Source organism: Paenibacillus thiaminolyticus (assembly GCF_007066085.1).
Lineage (GTDB): Bacteria > Bacillota > Bacilli > Paenibacillales > Paenibacillaceae > Paenibacillus_B > Paenibacillus_B thiaminolyticus.
The window spans coordinates 1,661,611-1,676,358 of the sequence record NZ_CP041405.1; the positions used below are offsets into that span (position 1 = coordinate 1,661,611).

At 51.8% G+C, this 14,748-nt stretch carries 14 protein-coding genes; 7 read left to right on the top strand and 7 right to left on the bottom strand.

Annotated features, from left to right (window positions below; all coding sequences use genetic code 11):
• Positions 1-183 precede the first annotated feature (183 nt).
• On the bottom strand, positions 184-585 hold the full coding sequence (locus FLT43_RS07415; protein WP_087442314.1) for a DNA-directed RNA polymerase: 402 nt from the start codon (positions 583-585) through the stop codon (positions 184-186).
• Positions 586-1,313: 728 nt separating this feature from the next.
• Between FLT43_RS07415 and FLT43_RS07420 the strand changes: the two genes are divergently transcribed.
• The 4 genes from FLT43_RS07420 to FLT43_RS07435 all read left to right on the top strand — a co-directional run bounded on the left by FLT43_RS07420 (position 1,314) and on the right by FLT43_RS07435 (position 5,786).
• A complete protein-coding gene (locus tag FLT43_RS07420) occupies positions 1,314-1,784 on the top strand; it encodes a MarR family winged helix-turn-helix transcriptional regulator (protein ID WP_087442313.1) in 471 nt (156 codons plus the stop codon).
• Between the two features lie 6 nt (positions 1,785-1,790).
• Complete coding sequence (locus FLT43_RS07425) at positions 1,791-4,955, top strand: MMPL family transporter (RefSeq protein WP_087442312.1); 3,165 nt, start codon at positions 1,791-1,793, stop codon at positions 4,953-4,955.
• Between the two features lie 110 nt (positions 4,956-5,065).
• Positions 5,066-5,377: a hypothetical protein gene (locus FLT43_RS07430; RefSeq protein ID WP_115057851.1), complete on the top strand. Its 312-nt coding sequence runs from the start codon at positions 5,066-5,068 to the stop codon at positions 5,375-5,377.
• A gap of 160 nt (positions 5,378-5,537) precedes the next feature.
• Positions 5,538-5,786 (top strand): PDZ domain-containing protein, encoded by a 249-nt coding sequence (locus FLT43_RS07435; RefSeq protein WP_255321614.1) that lies wholly within the window; start codon positions 5,538-5,540, stop codon positions 5,784-5,786.
• Positions 5,787-5,865: 79 nt separating this feature from the next.
• On the opposite strand, the gene FLT43_RS07440 is transcribed toward FLT43_RS07435, so the two are convergent.
• Complete coding sequence (locus tag FLT43_RS07440; RefSeq protein ID WP_087442309.1) at positions 5,866-6,168, bottom strand: hypothetical protein; 303 nt, start codon at positions 6,166-6,168, stop codon at positions 5,866-5,868.
• Between the two features lie 142 nt (positions 6,169-6,310).
• Between FLT43_RS07440 and FLT43_RS07445 the strand changes: the two genes are divergently transcribed.
• From FLT43_RS07445 to FLT43_RS07455, 3 genes are read left to right on the top strand one after another with little or no spacing between them, the layout of a single operon-like run.
• Positions 6,311-7,786 carry a spore germination protein gene (locus FLT43_RS07445; RefSeq protein ID WP_087442308.1) on the top strand — a complete coding sequence of 492 codons (1,476 nt, stop codon included), beginning with the start codon at positions 6,311-6,313 and terminating at the stop codon, positions 7,784-7,786.
• On the top strand, positions 7,783-8,877 hold the full coding sequence (locus tag FLT43_RS07450) for a GerAB/ArcD/ProY family transporter (RefSeq protein ID WP_244194173.1): 1,095 nt from the start codon (positions 7,783-7,785) through the stop codon (positions 8,875-8,877). The genes FLT43_RS07445 and FLT43_RS07450 overlap by 4 nt, the downstream gene beginning before the upstream one ends.
• Entirely contained in the window at positions 8,874-9,998 is a 1,125-nt protein-coding gene (locus FLT43_RS07455; protein ID WP_244194172.1) for a Ger(x)C family spore germination protein, read from the top strand. The genes FLT43_RS07450 and FLT43_RS07455 overlap by 4 nt, the downstream gene beginning before the upstream one ends.
• Positions 9,999-10,075: 77 nt before the next feature.
• Here FLT43_RS07455 and FLT43_RS07460 read toward each other — a convergent pair whose 3' ends face one another.
• The 5 genes from FLT43_RS07460 to FLT43_RS07480 form a co-directional block, all read right to left on the bottom strand.
• Positions 10,076-11,254: a cation:proton antiporter gene (locus FLT43_RS07460; protein WP_087442307.1), complete on the bottom strand. Its 1,179-nt coding sequence runs from the start codon at positions 11,252-11,254 to the stop codon at positions 10,076-10,078.
• A gap of 243 nt (positions 11,255-11,497) precedes the next feature.
• A complete protein-coding gene (hfq, locus tag FLT43_RS07465; protein ID WP_087442306.1) occupies positions 11,498-11,725 on the bottom strand; it encodes an RNA chaperone Hfq in 228 nt (75 codons plus the stop codon).
• Between the two features lie 573 nt (positions 11,726-12,298).
• A complete protein-coding gene (locus tag FLT43_RS07470; RefSeq protein WP_087442305.1) occupies positions 12,299-12,607 on the bottom strand; it encodes a hypothetical protein in 309 nt (102 codons plus the stop codon).
• 309 nt (positions 12,608-12,916) lie between these two features.
• A complete protein-coding gene (locus FLT43_RS07475; RefSeq protein ID WP_087442304.1) occupies positions 12,917-13,243 on the bottom strand; it encodes an antibiotic biosynthesis monooxygenase in 327 nt (108 codons plus the stop codon).
• A gap of 185 nt (positions 13,244-13,428) precedes the next feature.
• The gene (locus FLT43_RS07480; protein ID WP_244194171.1) at positions 13,429-13,968 is read right to left on the bottom strand and encodes a ferritin family protein; all 540 of its coding nucleotides are present in this window, start codon (positions 13,966-13,968) and stop codon (positions 13,429-13,431) included.
• Positions 13,969-14,748 lie beyond the last annotated feature (780 nt).

The window sequence follows — 14,748 nt, forward strand, 5'->3', positions numbered from 1 at the left end:
TTCCTGATTCATGATTAAGTTCACCCAATCGTGTAGAATGAAATGCATGAACGGAGGGCTTACCCATCCGTGAGATGACAGGCTTATATCCAATTCTTCGAATTCCATGTACAGTGAATGACGTAAATCGCATCAATGTCCTTGTTATAAAAGACGGTTGTATCACTCCGAGATCAACCGCGGTTACGCCGTTCGTTGATGAACACGATGCATAATGACGTAGCCTTCGACGATACGGTATTGTATCGCACCCGCTTGCTCCATCCCCTGCAAGACGAGGGCCAAAGCGTCAACCGCATCCGAGATGACATCCAGCTCGATGCCGCGCGTATCCTGCAAGTACCGTTTGTTCAATACTTCCCGGTATGGAACAGGGAGTCGAGCGCAGGCTTCCTGGAAAATCATTTCTTGCTCCTTCGCACGGGAGATCGCATGACGAATGCGTTCTTGCTCCCGGCGCGTGCCTGAACGCTTGGCGTCCTGGATGAAGGACATCCGGTAGGTCAAGCGGCGTTCGTTGATCGCGCGGCTTGCCCGGTATCCGCCCAAATGGTTCAACCAATTGTGCACGAGTTGTGTATTCATTTGTATTACCTCCAAACCTTTCAACCTGCCGGACACTCTGCTGCCAGCAGGAAAGCTCAAAATTATTGTCGTTGTGTACAGTCCCCTTTGCGATAGACTATATTCTTGACTTCATTATAGTAACCGTAATCGAACACGTTGAAACAGACTCGCTGATCGTGAGCTTCAAGCGAGCGCAGCGGCGATGCTTACAACATTCTTGGTGGCATGACAGACGGAATAGGCAGCAGATAAGGGTGATTCCGAAGTGAGATGTGGCAAGTGTGTAAGATTCTAAAATGCGTAGGAGAGTGAAATTTACGATTATAAATTGTAATTATATACGTTCATTCATGAAATGTCAATAAATATAAATGAAAAAGAAAAAAAGGAAATCCGCTTCCTATTGCGGGGATTTCCTTGTTCTCCGATCCTGCTTCAGACACATATAAAGGCATATCCCAGCCACGACAAACAGCGCCGCCGTCATGACTTGTTGCACAATAACCATTGGTTCCACCCCGGTTCATTCTGATTTTACGCAAGCATAATTAGAAATGATAATCATTATCACCATTATACAAAGCGATTTCTCTTTTTTCAAGTGGCTTGCTCCGTTTTGATGTATTTTTCCCAGTAAAGAGTTTGACATTCATCAGGCTCCAACATATAGTTTCATTATCGAACTATTTTATTATGAAACAATATAGACAACTCTGCCGTGCATACACTCATGAGGAGGAAAAACATTGAATACCAATACCAATACCAATACCAATGCCAATGCCAATTCCAAGCAATGGATTGATCGTTATATCGCTGCCTACTTCGATGTAACGAAGCATCTGTTCGCCGATATTCGGGAAGCCATTCAGGAAGAATTGACCCCTGAACAATTCCAGATTCTTCTGTTCATCAGCGAATGCCGCCGCTGCAATCCCACCGAGCTGGCGGATGCTTTTCTCGTCGGCAAAAGCTCGATCACCGCGATTATTACGCGGCTTGCCGATCGCGGGATCATCGACCGGACCCGGGATGAATCCGATCGAAGGCAGGTATATCTGTCCCTCACCCCCCGCGGCGAATCCGTGCTGAAGGAAGCGGAGCAGAAAGTGCAGGATATGGTCTCTTCCTACTTGGTTCACTTCGAAGAGCAGGAGGTGGAAGCCTTTATCAGCACCTTCGAAAAATTAGCCTATCTGATAAGGAGAGAGGAGTAGCGTTTCATGAAATTCATACTGAAGGCAAGATGGGCGATTATCACCGTATGGATTATCGCGGCGGCAGGCCTGATGATCGCCGCCCCGTCCCTGAACGATCTGGTCAAGCAAAAAGGGACGATCACCGTCCCTGACGGCTACCCTTCGACGGAAGCGCAGGCTATTCTGGATGAAGCCGCCGCACGGAACGGCATCAAGGAGCAATCTCAGATTGCGCTCGTCTTCCATAACCCGGACGGGCTGCAAGCCAGTGAGATCGCCGAAGTCAAGGAGACGATTCAGCGCCTGGAGCAGCATAAGGCCGATCTGGGCATCGAGTCGATCCTGAATCCGTTCGCGCAGCCGGAGCTGGAGAAGAAGCTGATCTCCCGCGATGGCAAGACCGTCATGACATCCATCGGAGTGGCAGCCGGAGAGAATTCTACCGACGATATCATCAGCCGCGTGAACAAGGATATGGAGTCCGTCAGCGTCGAGCATTATATTACCGGCAGACACTCCATCGACAAGGATACGATTCAGAGCTCCCAAGACGGTCTGAAGAAGTCGGAATATATTACGGTCGCCTTCATTCTTATTATTCTCATTCTCGTCTTCCGTTCCGTTATTGCCCCGCTCATCCCGCTGGTGGCGGTCGGCGTCAGTTATTTGATATCCCAGTCCATCGTTGCCTTCCTGGTTGATTCGGCGGGCTTCCCCGTGTCTACCTTCACGCAGATCTTCATGGTCGCCGTCATGTTCGGGATCGGAACCGATTATTGCATTCTGCTCCTTAGCCGCTTCAAGGAGGAAGTGCCGCGGCATGAACATATCGGCGATGCGATTGCCGCCACATACCGCACCGCCGGGAAGACGGTATTGTTCTCCGGGCTGGCCGTACTGGTCGGCTTCACCGCCATCGGTCTCTCCACATTCATTCTGTACCGGTCCGCGGTCGCCGTCGCCATCGGCATCGCAGTCATACTGATCGCACTGGTCACGATCGTTCCGTTCTTCATGTTCGTATTGGGCACCCGCATCTTCTGGCCGAGCCGGAACAGCTCGCTCGAGCATAAGGAGAGCCGCATCTGGGGGGCGGTCGGTTCCTTCTCGCTGAAGCGTCCATGGGCGGCCCTGCTCATCGTGGCTGCGGTAACCATTCCGTTCCTGGCCACCTATAACGGGCAGCTCTCCTATAACAGTCTGGAAGAGATTGGCGACAAATACGATTCGGTCAAAGCCTTCAATATTATCGCCGACAGCTTCGAGCCGGGCGAATCGCTGCCGACCCAGATTGTCGTTCAGAATGGGAAGCCGCTCGACATTGCCGAGCATATGGCCTTGGCCGAAAAGATCAGCCGGGAGGTAGAGAAGGTTCCCGGAGTCGCGAGCGTACGGAGCCTGAGCCGGCCTTCCGGGGAGGCTATCCCCGATCTGCAGATTACGGAACAGGCCAAGACGCTGGAAAAAGGACTTGGCGAAGGCAGCCAGGGTCTCACTGATATTAAGAGCGGACTATCCCAAGCGAGCAGCGCTTTGTCCGAGAATGCGCCGAAGCTCAAGAAAGCCGCTGAGAGCGCCGGACAGCTCACCGCAGGCACGAAGGCGCTCAAGGAAGGCATCAGTGAGCTGAATGCCGGTCTGAGCCGAATTCAGCAAGGGATTGCGGACGGCTCGTCCGGCGCCGGACAGCTGAAGACCGGCTTGTCGCAGGCCAAGGCCAGTGCCCTGCAATTAGCGAACGCCAACGAGAAGCTGCTCGCTTCGTACAGATCGATTGGCGACGGCATTCAGCAGGCAGACGACGGTCTGAAGCAGATGCACCAGCAGCTCGACGGCGCCGCGAAGGCGCTGCAGGCACTGGACAGCCGCTTCAGCCGCCTGGAAGAGAACTATCCCGATCTGCTGCGCGATGAAGATTACTTGACCCTTCGCGGCACCGTCGCCGAGACTGGCAAGGGAACCGCCCAGCTGGCGGGGGCTCTTGGCGAACTGAGCGGCCGCTTCGGCCCATTGTCCGCCGGATTGAGCCAGGCCAATGAGGGCTACGCCCAAGCCGTTGCCGGGCAAAAGGCGCTCGCCTCGGGGCTGGATGAGCTCATTGCGGGCCTGAACGATCTGGAGAACGGGCTCACCCAGGCCGCTCATGGCCAAGGCCAGATTATTGGCAAGGTCCCTTCGGTTATCGAAGGCTTGACCCGAATCGAGGACGGCCAGCAGCAGATGGGCGATGGCTTCCAGCAATTGACCAGTCAATTGACGGAGCTGACCGGTGGGCTTCAGCAGGGAATCGACGGCCTGGAGCAAGTCTCCGGCGGCCTGAATTCCGCCTCCCGGTATTTAGGCGAGGTCGGCAGTACGGCAGACAGCGAATTCAGCGGCTGGTTCGTGCCGAAGGAAGTGCTGGAGAATCAAGACTTCCAGCAAGCCGTCGATCTGTATGTATCCCCGGATCGCACTGTCATGACGCTCGACGTCGTATTCTCGGTCAACCCGTACGGCATCGAGGCGATCGAACAAGTGCCGAATGTGCAAGCCGCGGCAGAGCGCGCAGCAGCCGGCACCGCTTGGGAACAGACGGATATCGCCATCGGCGGCGTATCAAGCACCTTCGCCGATCTGAAGCAGATCTCAGGGGAAGACTATACCCGCACCGTCATCTTCATGATGGCCGGCATTCTGATCATTCTCATTCTTCTGCTGCGCTCCATCATTATGCCGCTATATTTGATCGCCTCGCTCATCTTGACGTACTACACGTCTCTGGGCGTAACGGAGCTCATATTCGTCGATATGCTCGGTTACTCGGGCATCAGTTGGCCGACGCCGTTCTTCAGCTTCGTCATGCTTGTCGCGCTCGGTGTCGACTACAGCATCTTCTTGATGGACCGCTTCAACGAGAATAAGCATATGGATGCCAGCGCAGCCATTCTGCATGCGATGAAGAATATGGGTACCGTCATTATATCGGCCGTAATTATTCTCGGAGGAACCTTCGCCTCCTTCTATCCGTCCGGCGTGCTCAGCATGCTGCAGATTGCGACCGTCGTTCTGTCCGGTCTGCTGCTCTATGCCATTCTGCTGCTGCCGTTCTTCGTGCCCGTCATGGTCAAATTATTCGGTTCGGCCAACTGGTGGCCGTTCCGGGCAAGCCAGGCGGACGAGGCCAAGCGGGATCGGATCGCGATGTGACACCTGAATACGTTGTTCCCTTCCCCGTCCGGAATCGATTGTTCCGGACGGTTTTTTCATGCATACCCTCTCTTCCATCAGGCAATCGTAGTTCCTAGGAGGCGATATATGTGAAAATCGTACTGGTCGCTGCGTTCATTGCCGTTCCATTCGTAATGGCGGGGCTCGCCCATCGGTATCGTGTGCTTGGCACGGCATTCCATCTATTGGCGGTGCTGGGCTTCTTCGTCGCCGGCTCTATCTTCGTGTCCGTTATCTATGACGTGATTAAGCAGGGCGCCGAGTTAACGACGCAAGTACATGCCGTTTTTTTATATCCGACATTTCGGATTGCAGGAGCTTATGCAGGACTGTATTTTCCCTACCGGCTGCTGCGGGAACTCTTGCTCCATCTGGACAATAAGGGAAGGCGTCCGATCTAGGGAAGCTTGCCGAACCCGGCACGCTTCCTCCGATTACCTTCCGCCTAAATCCATGTTGACAGTAAAGCATCACGCGCACATACTCCACATATAACCTATCCGTTCCTCGATCTGGCTGAGCTGGATTGGAGCGCAACATCGGACGCATGCGGTTGCCGCCCTGCCCGGCTCGGTTATCGTTGAAGTGGTGGCCGGCACGCCAGCTGACGGGCTTCTCTCCATAGGCGACATCATTACTGACATCAATGGGATGCCCGTACACGGCTACGATGACCTCGAATCGGTGGTCACCCGGATCGGCCCGGGACAGGCGGTGAAGCTGGGACTCTTGCGGGACGGCAAGCGGCAGGAGGTGCAGCTGACTACGGTTCCGTTCGGCGCTAAGCGGAACTCCGCCATCCCTTCGTGATCTGCGTCAGGACTCCCCTCGCTGCCGGCTGGAAGATTCGCAAGCTCATCCCTTGCGGATCTTCCCCGGCGTTATGCCTTTATTTTTCCTCCGTAATGACCGTCGCATTGTAAATGACAATCCGCTTCCCGTCCAAATCGAACAGCACTTTATTGCCATATTCCGTATCCTTAATGTCAATCTTGCCCTCATACTCATGAATCAATGTTCCGTCACTGCTGTATACCTTCACCGTTCTCTCCAATCCCCCGGCATTATTCGACTGAAAATTTTTGAGCGACCGCTGTCCAGCCGCCGTGTTGAAGTACCAGACAATCATCAACGCAATAAAACCTACGATCGCTGCCGCTATGCCCAGTCCGATCTTTGTCCCTTTGCTCATCCGCTTCCCTCCTTTTTTTCCTCTTATCTCATACGTGCTTCCCCTCTCCCGGTTTCTCTCCGCTCTTTCCATGGCGCTCGAATAAAATCATTCCCAATGAGCCAGACTTCTCACATATGAACAATCGTGAGGGTGAGCAAGGATGTCAGCACAACAAGGAAAAGTGAATGAACAGATGTCAGCCAATGTGCAGCAGCTGCAATCCATCTTCTCGCAAGCTCCCGACCTGATCTTCCGGAGCGTCGATACGCCGAACGGGCCTGAAGCCATGCTGGTCTATTTCGACGGCTTGGTCGATTTGAATTCCATCAACAATCATGTTCTGTACCCGCTGATTGAAGGACTGTCCAGTACGGAATATTCCCTGCCTGTCACGGTCGGCAACGTGGAATCGACATCCGACATGAGCCAAGTGGAGAAGATGCTGCTTAATGGTAAAAGCGTGCTCTTCCTGCCAGGCTCGACAGAAGCCTATATCTTCGATACGTGCGGATGGCCGCAGCGGTCGATTACCGATCCGTCGATCGAGACGTCCGTCAAAGGCTCCCATCAAGGCTTTGTCGAGACCGCCACGCAGAATATCTCCCTTATCCGGCGCTATATCCCGAATCGGGAGCTCAAAATCAAGCAATTGAAGGTTGGGGCAAGAGGAGAAAACACCTTGTCCATCATGTACCTTCGCGATGTGGCCGATCCGGAAGTGCTGCAGGAGCTCACTAACCGAATCGAGGGACTGGATATTGATAATGTGATCAATACGGGCGAGCTGTCCGAGCTGATCGAAGACGATGCCTACTCGCCTTTTCCACAGCTGTTGATGACGGAACGGCCCGATTCCGCAGCTTCCCATATTTTGCAGGGGCGTTACGTTGTCGTCGTGGATCGTTCCCCGAGCGTGCTTATCGGGCCGGTGACGTTCGTGTCGTTCTTCCAGAGCGTGGATGATTACAGCATACGATGGATCAATGCTTCCTTCATTCGGCTGCTGCGTTTTTTTGCGTTTTTTATCGCCCTGTTTTTGCCTTCGATGTATATCGCGTTCATTACATTCAATTTCGAGGTCATTCCTATTCAGCTTATTTTATCCGTGGCGGAGTCAAGAGAGCGCGTTCCGTTCCATCCGTTTTTGGAGGCGTTCATTATGGAAGTGACCTTGGAGATGATGCGGGAGGCGGGAATCCGGCTGCCGGCGCCTATCGGCCAGACGGTCGGACTTGTAGGCGGCATTATTATCGGGCAGACCGCCGTTCAGGCGGGCATCGTCAGCAATATCATGGTTATCGTCGTCGCCTCCACCGCGATCGCTTCCTTCATCATCCCGAACTTCGATATGGGGACAGCCATCCGCTTTCTACGCTTTCCGATGATGCTGATTGCCTTCCTGTTCGGCTTTGTCGGCATCGTATGCGGAGCCATGCTTCTTATCTCTCACCTCTGCTCGCTGACATCGCTCGGGGCCGCTTACGGAAGCCCGTTGGCTCCGGTCCGCTTTGCCGATATGAAGGATACGTTCCTTCGCTTCCCGCTGTGGTCGATGAAGACGCGTCCTACCGGTCCTGGGCCGCAGCAGCTCAAGCGGCAAGGGGGGAATACACCCGAAGGAGGCGGGTCGAAGTGAACCAGTACCGCATCACCTTCATGCAGTTCGCCTTGTTGATTCACGGTACTCAGGTTGCGACAAGCGTCCTGTCCCTCCCCCGCCAGCTCGCGGAGATTGCTTCGACGGACGGGTGGATTTCGATTATATTGGCGTGGGTGATCAACCTGTTCTTCAGCGTGCTTATGATTATCATCATGAGGCAATATCCGGAAGATACGCTGCCGGAGTTGCTGGAACGGCTGTTCGGGGGCGTGATCAGCAAGCTCGTGCTGGCGCTGGTAGGCTTGCATCTTGCCTTTATGTTCTGGTCGACATTTGTCGCGACGATGCTGTACATTAAATCGTGGTTCCTGGTGATGACACCGGTGGTATACATTTTGCTCCTGTTCAGTATACCGGCCTATGTGACAGCGCGGAAGCATATTACCCATATCGCCAGATATTGTGAAGTCGTGTTTTATTTGACGATCTGGATGGCCCCGGTGCTTTTGCTTCCTTTGCGAGAAGGGTATCTCATCTATTTCCTGCCGATTCTCAAGGAAGGCTGGGGACCCGTCATTCAGGCGATGCCGACCACGACTACGGCTTTTCTTGGGTTCGAGATCGTATTCTTCGTCTATCCATTCTTAACGCGCAAGGATCTGGCCATCCAAGGCGTCGTGCTCGGGAATGCATTGACCATGCTTGTTTATACATTCAGCACGATTGTCTGCTTCGGTTTTTTTAGCCCGGACGAGATCATTCAATACAATCAACCGATTTTGAACCTGTTGAAAGTAATCGAATTCCGGTTCCTGGAACGGTTCGATATCATTTTCCTGGCCCTCTATTTACTCGTCATTTCGACGTCCCTGGTTCCGTTTTTGTACGGAGCTGCCATCAGCGGCGCGAATCTGTTCGGGACGAAGAACCATGGCCCGTATGCGCTCTTGATTTGCGCATGTACGCTATTGATAGCGACTTGGATTAAGCCTTCGTGGCTGGAGTCCCTTCGCTATAAGGAATGGGCCAGTAATTCCGGCATGGTCATCTCGTATCTGTTGCCGCTTCTCTTATATCTGTCTATCAAAGTTTATCAGAAGCTGACACCGAAGGAGGCGAGCCAATGATGCGGCGTGCCGTTACCATCGTCATCCTGCTGCTGGTTGTGCTCCCGCTTCCCGGCTGCGCAACCTACACGACCATTGAAAATATGACGCTGTCGCTGCTCATCGGCCTCGATATGGACGAAGAAGGCAATCTCGAGTTGGCCATATCGAGTCCCGTCTTCTCGAAGGAGGCCAAGGACAATGAAGAAGATTTCAAGGTCCACTCCACCACGATGCGCCATTCCCGGGAAGAGTTCGACAAGCGGTCGCTTGGGCTCACAACGGCAGGCAAGACACAGGTTATTGTCATCGGCAAGCGGCTTGCCGCGAAGGAAAATTGGGCGGCATTGCTTGATCCGTTCTATCGGGACACAAGGAGCACCGTATCTGCTCGGGTTGTCTACTTCGATGGCGCCATTAGCGAGCTGATTCATTTCTCCGCCAAGGACAAGCCGCGTCTGCCCATATATATATCGAAGCTGGTGGAAACGGGGCTAATGCGAAATGAGACAACCAAGACGACCGTTCAGGAATTCCACCGCCATATACATGAGAAAGGAATAACGCCAAGCATAACCAGCCTCGACAAAGATGAAAGATTAGCCTTGACAGGAACCGCGCTGCTGGATAAGTCGTCCCGGTTCAAAATGCTGGCCAATTCCGACGAGACGAAGCTGATATACATATTAAGAAAAAAAACGAAGGGCGAATTTCCCTTTACGCTCCATCTTCCGGTGTCTCCCGGGACAGGACCCGGTAAAGTCGACATGAAGCAGGTCAGCTTCAATCTCCAGCGAATTAAGCCGAAGATTCATGCACGGTACGCCCAAGGGCGCTTCATATTCGATGTGGATGTTCGCTCTGTCGTCTATGTGACGGAACGTCTATTCCCATATGATGTGATGGAGCCGTACGATGAGCTGGAACAGAAAATTGCCGCTGATCTGGAGCAGAAGTTCAACACTCTGATTCGCAAGCTGCAAAAAGCGCGCATCGATCCGGCGGGGTTCGGCATGTACGCAAGGGCCTACGCTTATCCACACTGGAAAAAGGCTCAAGACCATTGGGTGGATTATTTCGAGGACGCCATTGTGAATGTGAAGGTCAAAGTGAAAATCATCGGTATGGGAGCCACAAAGTAAGCGGCGTTGAAGGGATACAGGGCTGATTCGCCGCACCGTCTAACGTCCGGCGGCGGATCAGCCCTGTCTGATATCAACTACATATTTACACTGTTTTTCTGCTCCGCCGCCATAGCATTATCTTTCTTGTTGAACATCATCTTCAACATAGGCGGCGTTACCAGCGTCGTAATAATGACCATGATGATAATCTCGGTGAAATATTCCGGCTGGAGCAACCCGGACTGCAAGCCAGTGGCCGCAATAATGAGCGCCACCTCGCCGCGTGAGATCATGCCTGCGCCAATCGCAAGCGAAGAGCGGCTGTCGAACCCGGTTACGCGCGCGCCCAGCCAGCCCCCGGCCAGCTTCGTTACGATCGCCATGATTGTAATGACAGCGAGCATACCCAGATTGCTCCCGATGCCGTCGAACGACACGTTCAGCCCGATGCTGACGAAGAACACCGGAACGAAGATCGAATATGCGATCGGCTCGACCTTATGCTCGACATCATGCTTGTATGGGGTCAGCGACACCGCGATACCGGCGGCGAAGGCGCCGATAATGCCGGCCATCTGCATCCATTCGGCGAAATAGGCAAAGGCAAAACATATAATTAACGCCGCGCTGATAACCGCTTCGGTAACTTTGAGCGGGGCCAGCCACTTCATGACACGAGGCACGACAAGCCAGCCGGCCACGAAGGTAATGGCGAAGAACAGAAGCTTTTTGCCTACGAGCAACCCTAGGTTCACGTCTCCGCCTTGACCGACGATGCTCATAATGAACGCCAGCAGGATGACGACCAGCACATCGTCGACGACGGCGGCGCCAAGTATCGTCGTCCCTTCTCTCGAATTGAGCTTGTTCATTTCTTTAAGCACCTGGACGGAGATACTGACGGAAGTCGCGCAAAAGATAACGCCGAAGAACAGCGCATAAGTCGGAGAAAAACCAAACGCGATCGCTGCGCCGTATCCTCCAATGAAAGGCAGAATAATGCCGCCTACGGCAACCGCAAACGCCGATTTCCAATTTTTGCGAAGCTGATCGACGTCCGTCTCCAGCCCGGCAATGAACATCAGCAGCAAGACGCCGATTTCCGATACATGGGTGATAAAGCTGTCCTTCTCAATCCAGCCCAGCACAGCCGGACCGATCAGGATGCCGACGAGTAGCTTCCCCAATACGGCAGGTTGTCCCAAGCGGACCGAGATATCACCGGCTACCTTGGTGGACAGCAAAATCAAAGCAAGATACAGAATGAATTCCATTGTTAATCCCACAACCCTTCCAAAATTTAACATTCATGAAAAAAGACAAAGAGGAGCCCTAAATTGGCAGGCTCCTCCAAAATAAAACTTATTTTTTTAGACGAATTACTTCTATTATACTCTACTTTCTCGTAAGTTGCAAACCATTTCACAGTAAACGGGTTTAAAAAGGCTGTCCTTCGTCTATCGACGACAGGACAGCCCCAAAACGAAAGCGGATAAAATGGATGCAAACGAAACTTGTTACTTGAACAAAGAGAGGCGTTGGGACGGGATGATGGTTGAGACAGCCGATTTGTTAATAAGGCTATACTTGGAATCGATTTTGAGCACAATCGTATATACATCGAATGACGTAATCATGCCCTTCATCTGGATTCCATTTTTCGTAATAAGCGTGACGGGCACTTCCTGCTGTATCGCTTCCGTAAGAAACTGCTCTTGCAAGCTTCGATCGGTCGATTTCTTCAAGTGCGATCATCCCCTTCCTTGTAAAGTCAACCTACTGCTAAGTTTACCAGATTTCAGGCGGATAGAAAAATAGTTCACAAGATGTCTTTCTGTTCTACGCCAAAACGTTACCGTATACTATATCGTCAAGATCGTCGAGATTCTTTTGGCATGAACAACATTTTTCGGATTCCTTTTTCGCAATTCCTCCCATCTCTATAATATAGGACCTTCCTTCGTAAGTGAGTTGGTACTCGTTACGATCCGGAATTCGGTATATTCATCCAATTATTATACGAAAAGGCAATGATCGTCAACCTTAACATGATATTTGCAGAGATGGAGATCTCAATTTCTCCTGTCTTGTCCGCACTTGTTGCCGCATAGAATAAGAACAAAGCTTCAAGTGCGTGGAGGTGATGAATGCTATGCTGTCTGCCGCAAGAGGCTGCCTCTTCTTGATGGCCGTAACCTTGTTCATACTCATGCTGGCCATTCTGGCGAGCAGCGCTCTCTTCCTGTCCTTATTCCTCGTGCTTCCACTCTTATTCCTCGCCATCTGGAAAGCGTCCCGTCGAAGATGATAAGGGGACCTTAATTCAACCGAATCAGATCCTGGATTCTGCCCAGGGCTATAAATTGGTGAAAGGCGCCTATCGCCCGAAACTTGTTCTGCTCGGTCACTTTCGTCTCACACAGGCTGAGCACCACATAATTGGCGCAAGACGACGTGCTTCTGATAAGACGCTCCCCCGCCAGCTCGACTCCCCAGTCCATCAGCACATTGTCGGCTTCCCGCTTGATTCGATTTTTCATCCAAGAAGCGTAATCATCCTGCTGCGGCACCGTAAGCACAGCCAGCACCAATACAAGGACAAGTGCAGTTGCTATGTATTTCTTCATTGGCCTCCCCTTCCTTGAACGAGATTCTCAGGAAATTATACCTAGGTATAGATGGGATTGCTATGGAATGTTTCATCATTGAGGGGTTAGGGCTTCTAGGTAGCCGCATCGACAGCGGAATGTACGTTCTGAAAGGGAATGCAACTCCTTCACTTCACCGGAACAGGAACACGGTCTGATGAATCATGTCATCATTATTACGATGAACATAAATAAGAGGCTGGTGAACTCTCCAGCCCCTCTTCATGTAGAAATATGGAAGTATCCGCATAAACGATTCCGAGTGGGAGGAATGATTTGCTGCGGGGATTAAGCTTGTTGGTATGCGCCTTTCACCGCTTTTACATTGTAGACGGCATGCTCCGATTTAATAATATGTTCCGGCTTTGGCTTCCCCCGACTCTGTCGATGCCCTTCCAAATGCACTTCGCTCGTCTCCCAATTTTTCCACGCTTCTTCGGATTCCCAGCGAATCATGACGATGACTTCCTCGTCGCCTCGTCTCACTTTTTTGACGAGAACGCTCAAGTCGATAAATCCTTCAAATTTCTCGATCTCGCCTTCTCCCGAGAATCGCTGCACAACCAAGTCGGACGTGCCTTCTTTCACGGTAATCGTTTTTGTTTCAATAAACATTTATTTTCCTCTCCTTCTAAATAAATCATATCACGCTGCTTCCATTATAATTGATGATGATTATTATTTTCAATTAAGTTTCCTATGCCGACGCTCTCATGACCGTTGGGGATAGCGCGAGAATACAATAAAAGCCCTTTGCATCTAAGCGCAAAAGGCTTCTCAACGAAGGAATCATCTCCTAATTATTCATGGGCATGCTTGATCATTCTTCGCAAATCCAGGTTCAGGATGTAGTTGTATTTGTCGGCATGCTTCAACTCGTCCGTTAAAATCTCGAATACCATGTCACGGTAATAGCGGTTCGGCAAACCGGCACGGATGTCGCGGTAACGCTCCATCGCGGCGAGTTCACCGAACAGCGCCCGCCGCACTCCATCGATATATGATTTTGGTTTCTCGAAGCTCTCGCCTCCATCGGCCTGAATCGTCTGTCCGGTCAGGTCCTTGTATATTTTACGGAACATCCGGTTATGCTTCCGTTCATCCTCCCGGATGCTAGCAATGATCGTCTTATCTTCAGCAGACGGTGCGATGCTGATCAAGTAGCTGTAAAATAATTCATCCTCCCGTTCCCCCGACACAGCTTGCTTAATGAGCTCAAGCGCCTCCTGGAGCGACTTATAAGATGGAATCTGATCCCTCATCTGCCCATAAGGATACAGATTCGGCATGTGCTCAGGGAAATGAGGCAGCAGCGGCATACCAGGCATGATACGGTACAAATTATCCCCTCCGATTCAGTTATTCTCCTGTATCTTATTTCAGAGGGGGTACATTTGTACCATGTCCATAGGCGGCAGCCGTTCCCGCGCCAGAGTTGAATCCCATTCAATAATAAAATATGGCTGGAGGGCCGGGTTCCAGATCCCGATGCTGCTCACGCCCTTTTCCTTAATCAGCAGCAGAGGCAGCCCGTACTGGTATGCCATCGCCGGTTCAATCTGATGAGGAGTGGAATCCTGCGTGAATGCAGCAATTTAGGTTAGTTACGCTTCGATTTGATGAAATTCCTGCGAAAGCACATTATTTTCATCGTTGTTTGTCTTTTATGTATGGAATAGTCTGATAATTGATGCCGTTTTGCAGGATTCCCTGTAAGGGAGTACACGTCATAAAGGAAAGCTGCATATTTGCAGTATTTCGGCGGTTCAAGCTTTGAGAATCAGGGGGACTGTCACATTGTAGCTATATACTACTTTTGAGCCCCCTTCTGCCTACTCTAAAATCGGGCATCAAACGCAGAATGTCGGCTGAATATCCGCCTCGCTGACCAGCGAGATGCCTAGCTTCGCCGGGCCGTTCGGGGAATAAGAGACGTGTCTCCCCATTCGGCTTCGTGGCGGCAAGGGTCAAGCTCATTGCGGGTGATGTCTTTTTTGCGGCAAGGGTATATGAGCCCGTGTTCGGTGAGGCGCTGGACCTGTTGTCTCCCCTGCCCCGACGCGATATACTTTGGGGTTGAGAAGAGACGGACCCCGGTTGATGCGGAACGTCCAGACTAA

Bases quoted from the DNA above. Each gene is read 5' to 3' on its own strand.
- FLT43_RS07415 (WP_087442314.1), bottom strand. From the start codon at position 585: ATGAATACACAACTCGTGCACAATTGGTTGAACCATTTGGGCGGATAC.
- FLT43_RS07425 (WP_087442312.1), top strand. From the start codon at position 1,791: ATGAAATTCATACTGAAGGCAAGATGGGCGATTATCACCGTATGGATT.
- FLT43_RS07440 (WP_087442309.1), bottom strand. From the start codon at position 6,168: ATGAGCAAAGGGACAAAGATCGGACTGGGCATAGCGGCAGCGATCGTA.
- FLT43_RS07445 (WP_087442308.1), top strand. From the start codon at position 6,311: ATGTCAGCACAACAAGGAAAAGTGAATGAACAGATGTCAGCCAATGTG.
- FLT43_RS07455 (WP_244194172.1), top strand. From the start codon at position 8,874: ATGATGCGGCGTGCCGTTACCATCGTCATCCTGCTGCTGGTTGTGCTC.
- FLT43_RS07460 (WP_087442307.1), bottom strand. From the start codon at position 11,254: ATGGAATTCATTCTGTATCTTGCTTTGATTTTGCTGTCCACCAAGGTA.
- FLT43_RS07470 (WP_087442305.1), bottom strand. From the start codon at position 12,607: ATGAAGAAATACATAGCAACTGCACTTGTCCTTGTATTGGTGCTGGCT.
- FLT43_RS07475 (WP_087442304.1), bottom strand. From the start codon at position 13,243: ATGTTTATTGAAACAAAAACGATTACCGTGAAAGAAGGCACGTCCGAC.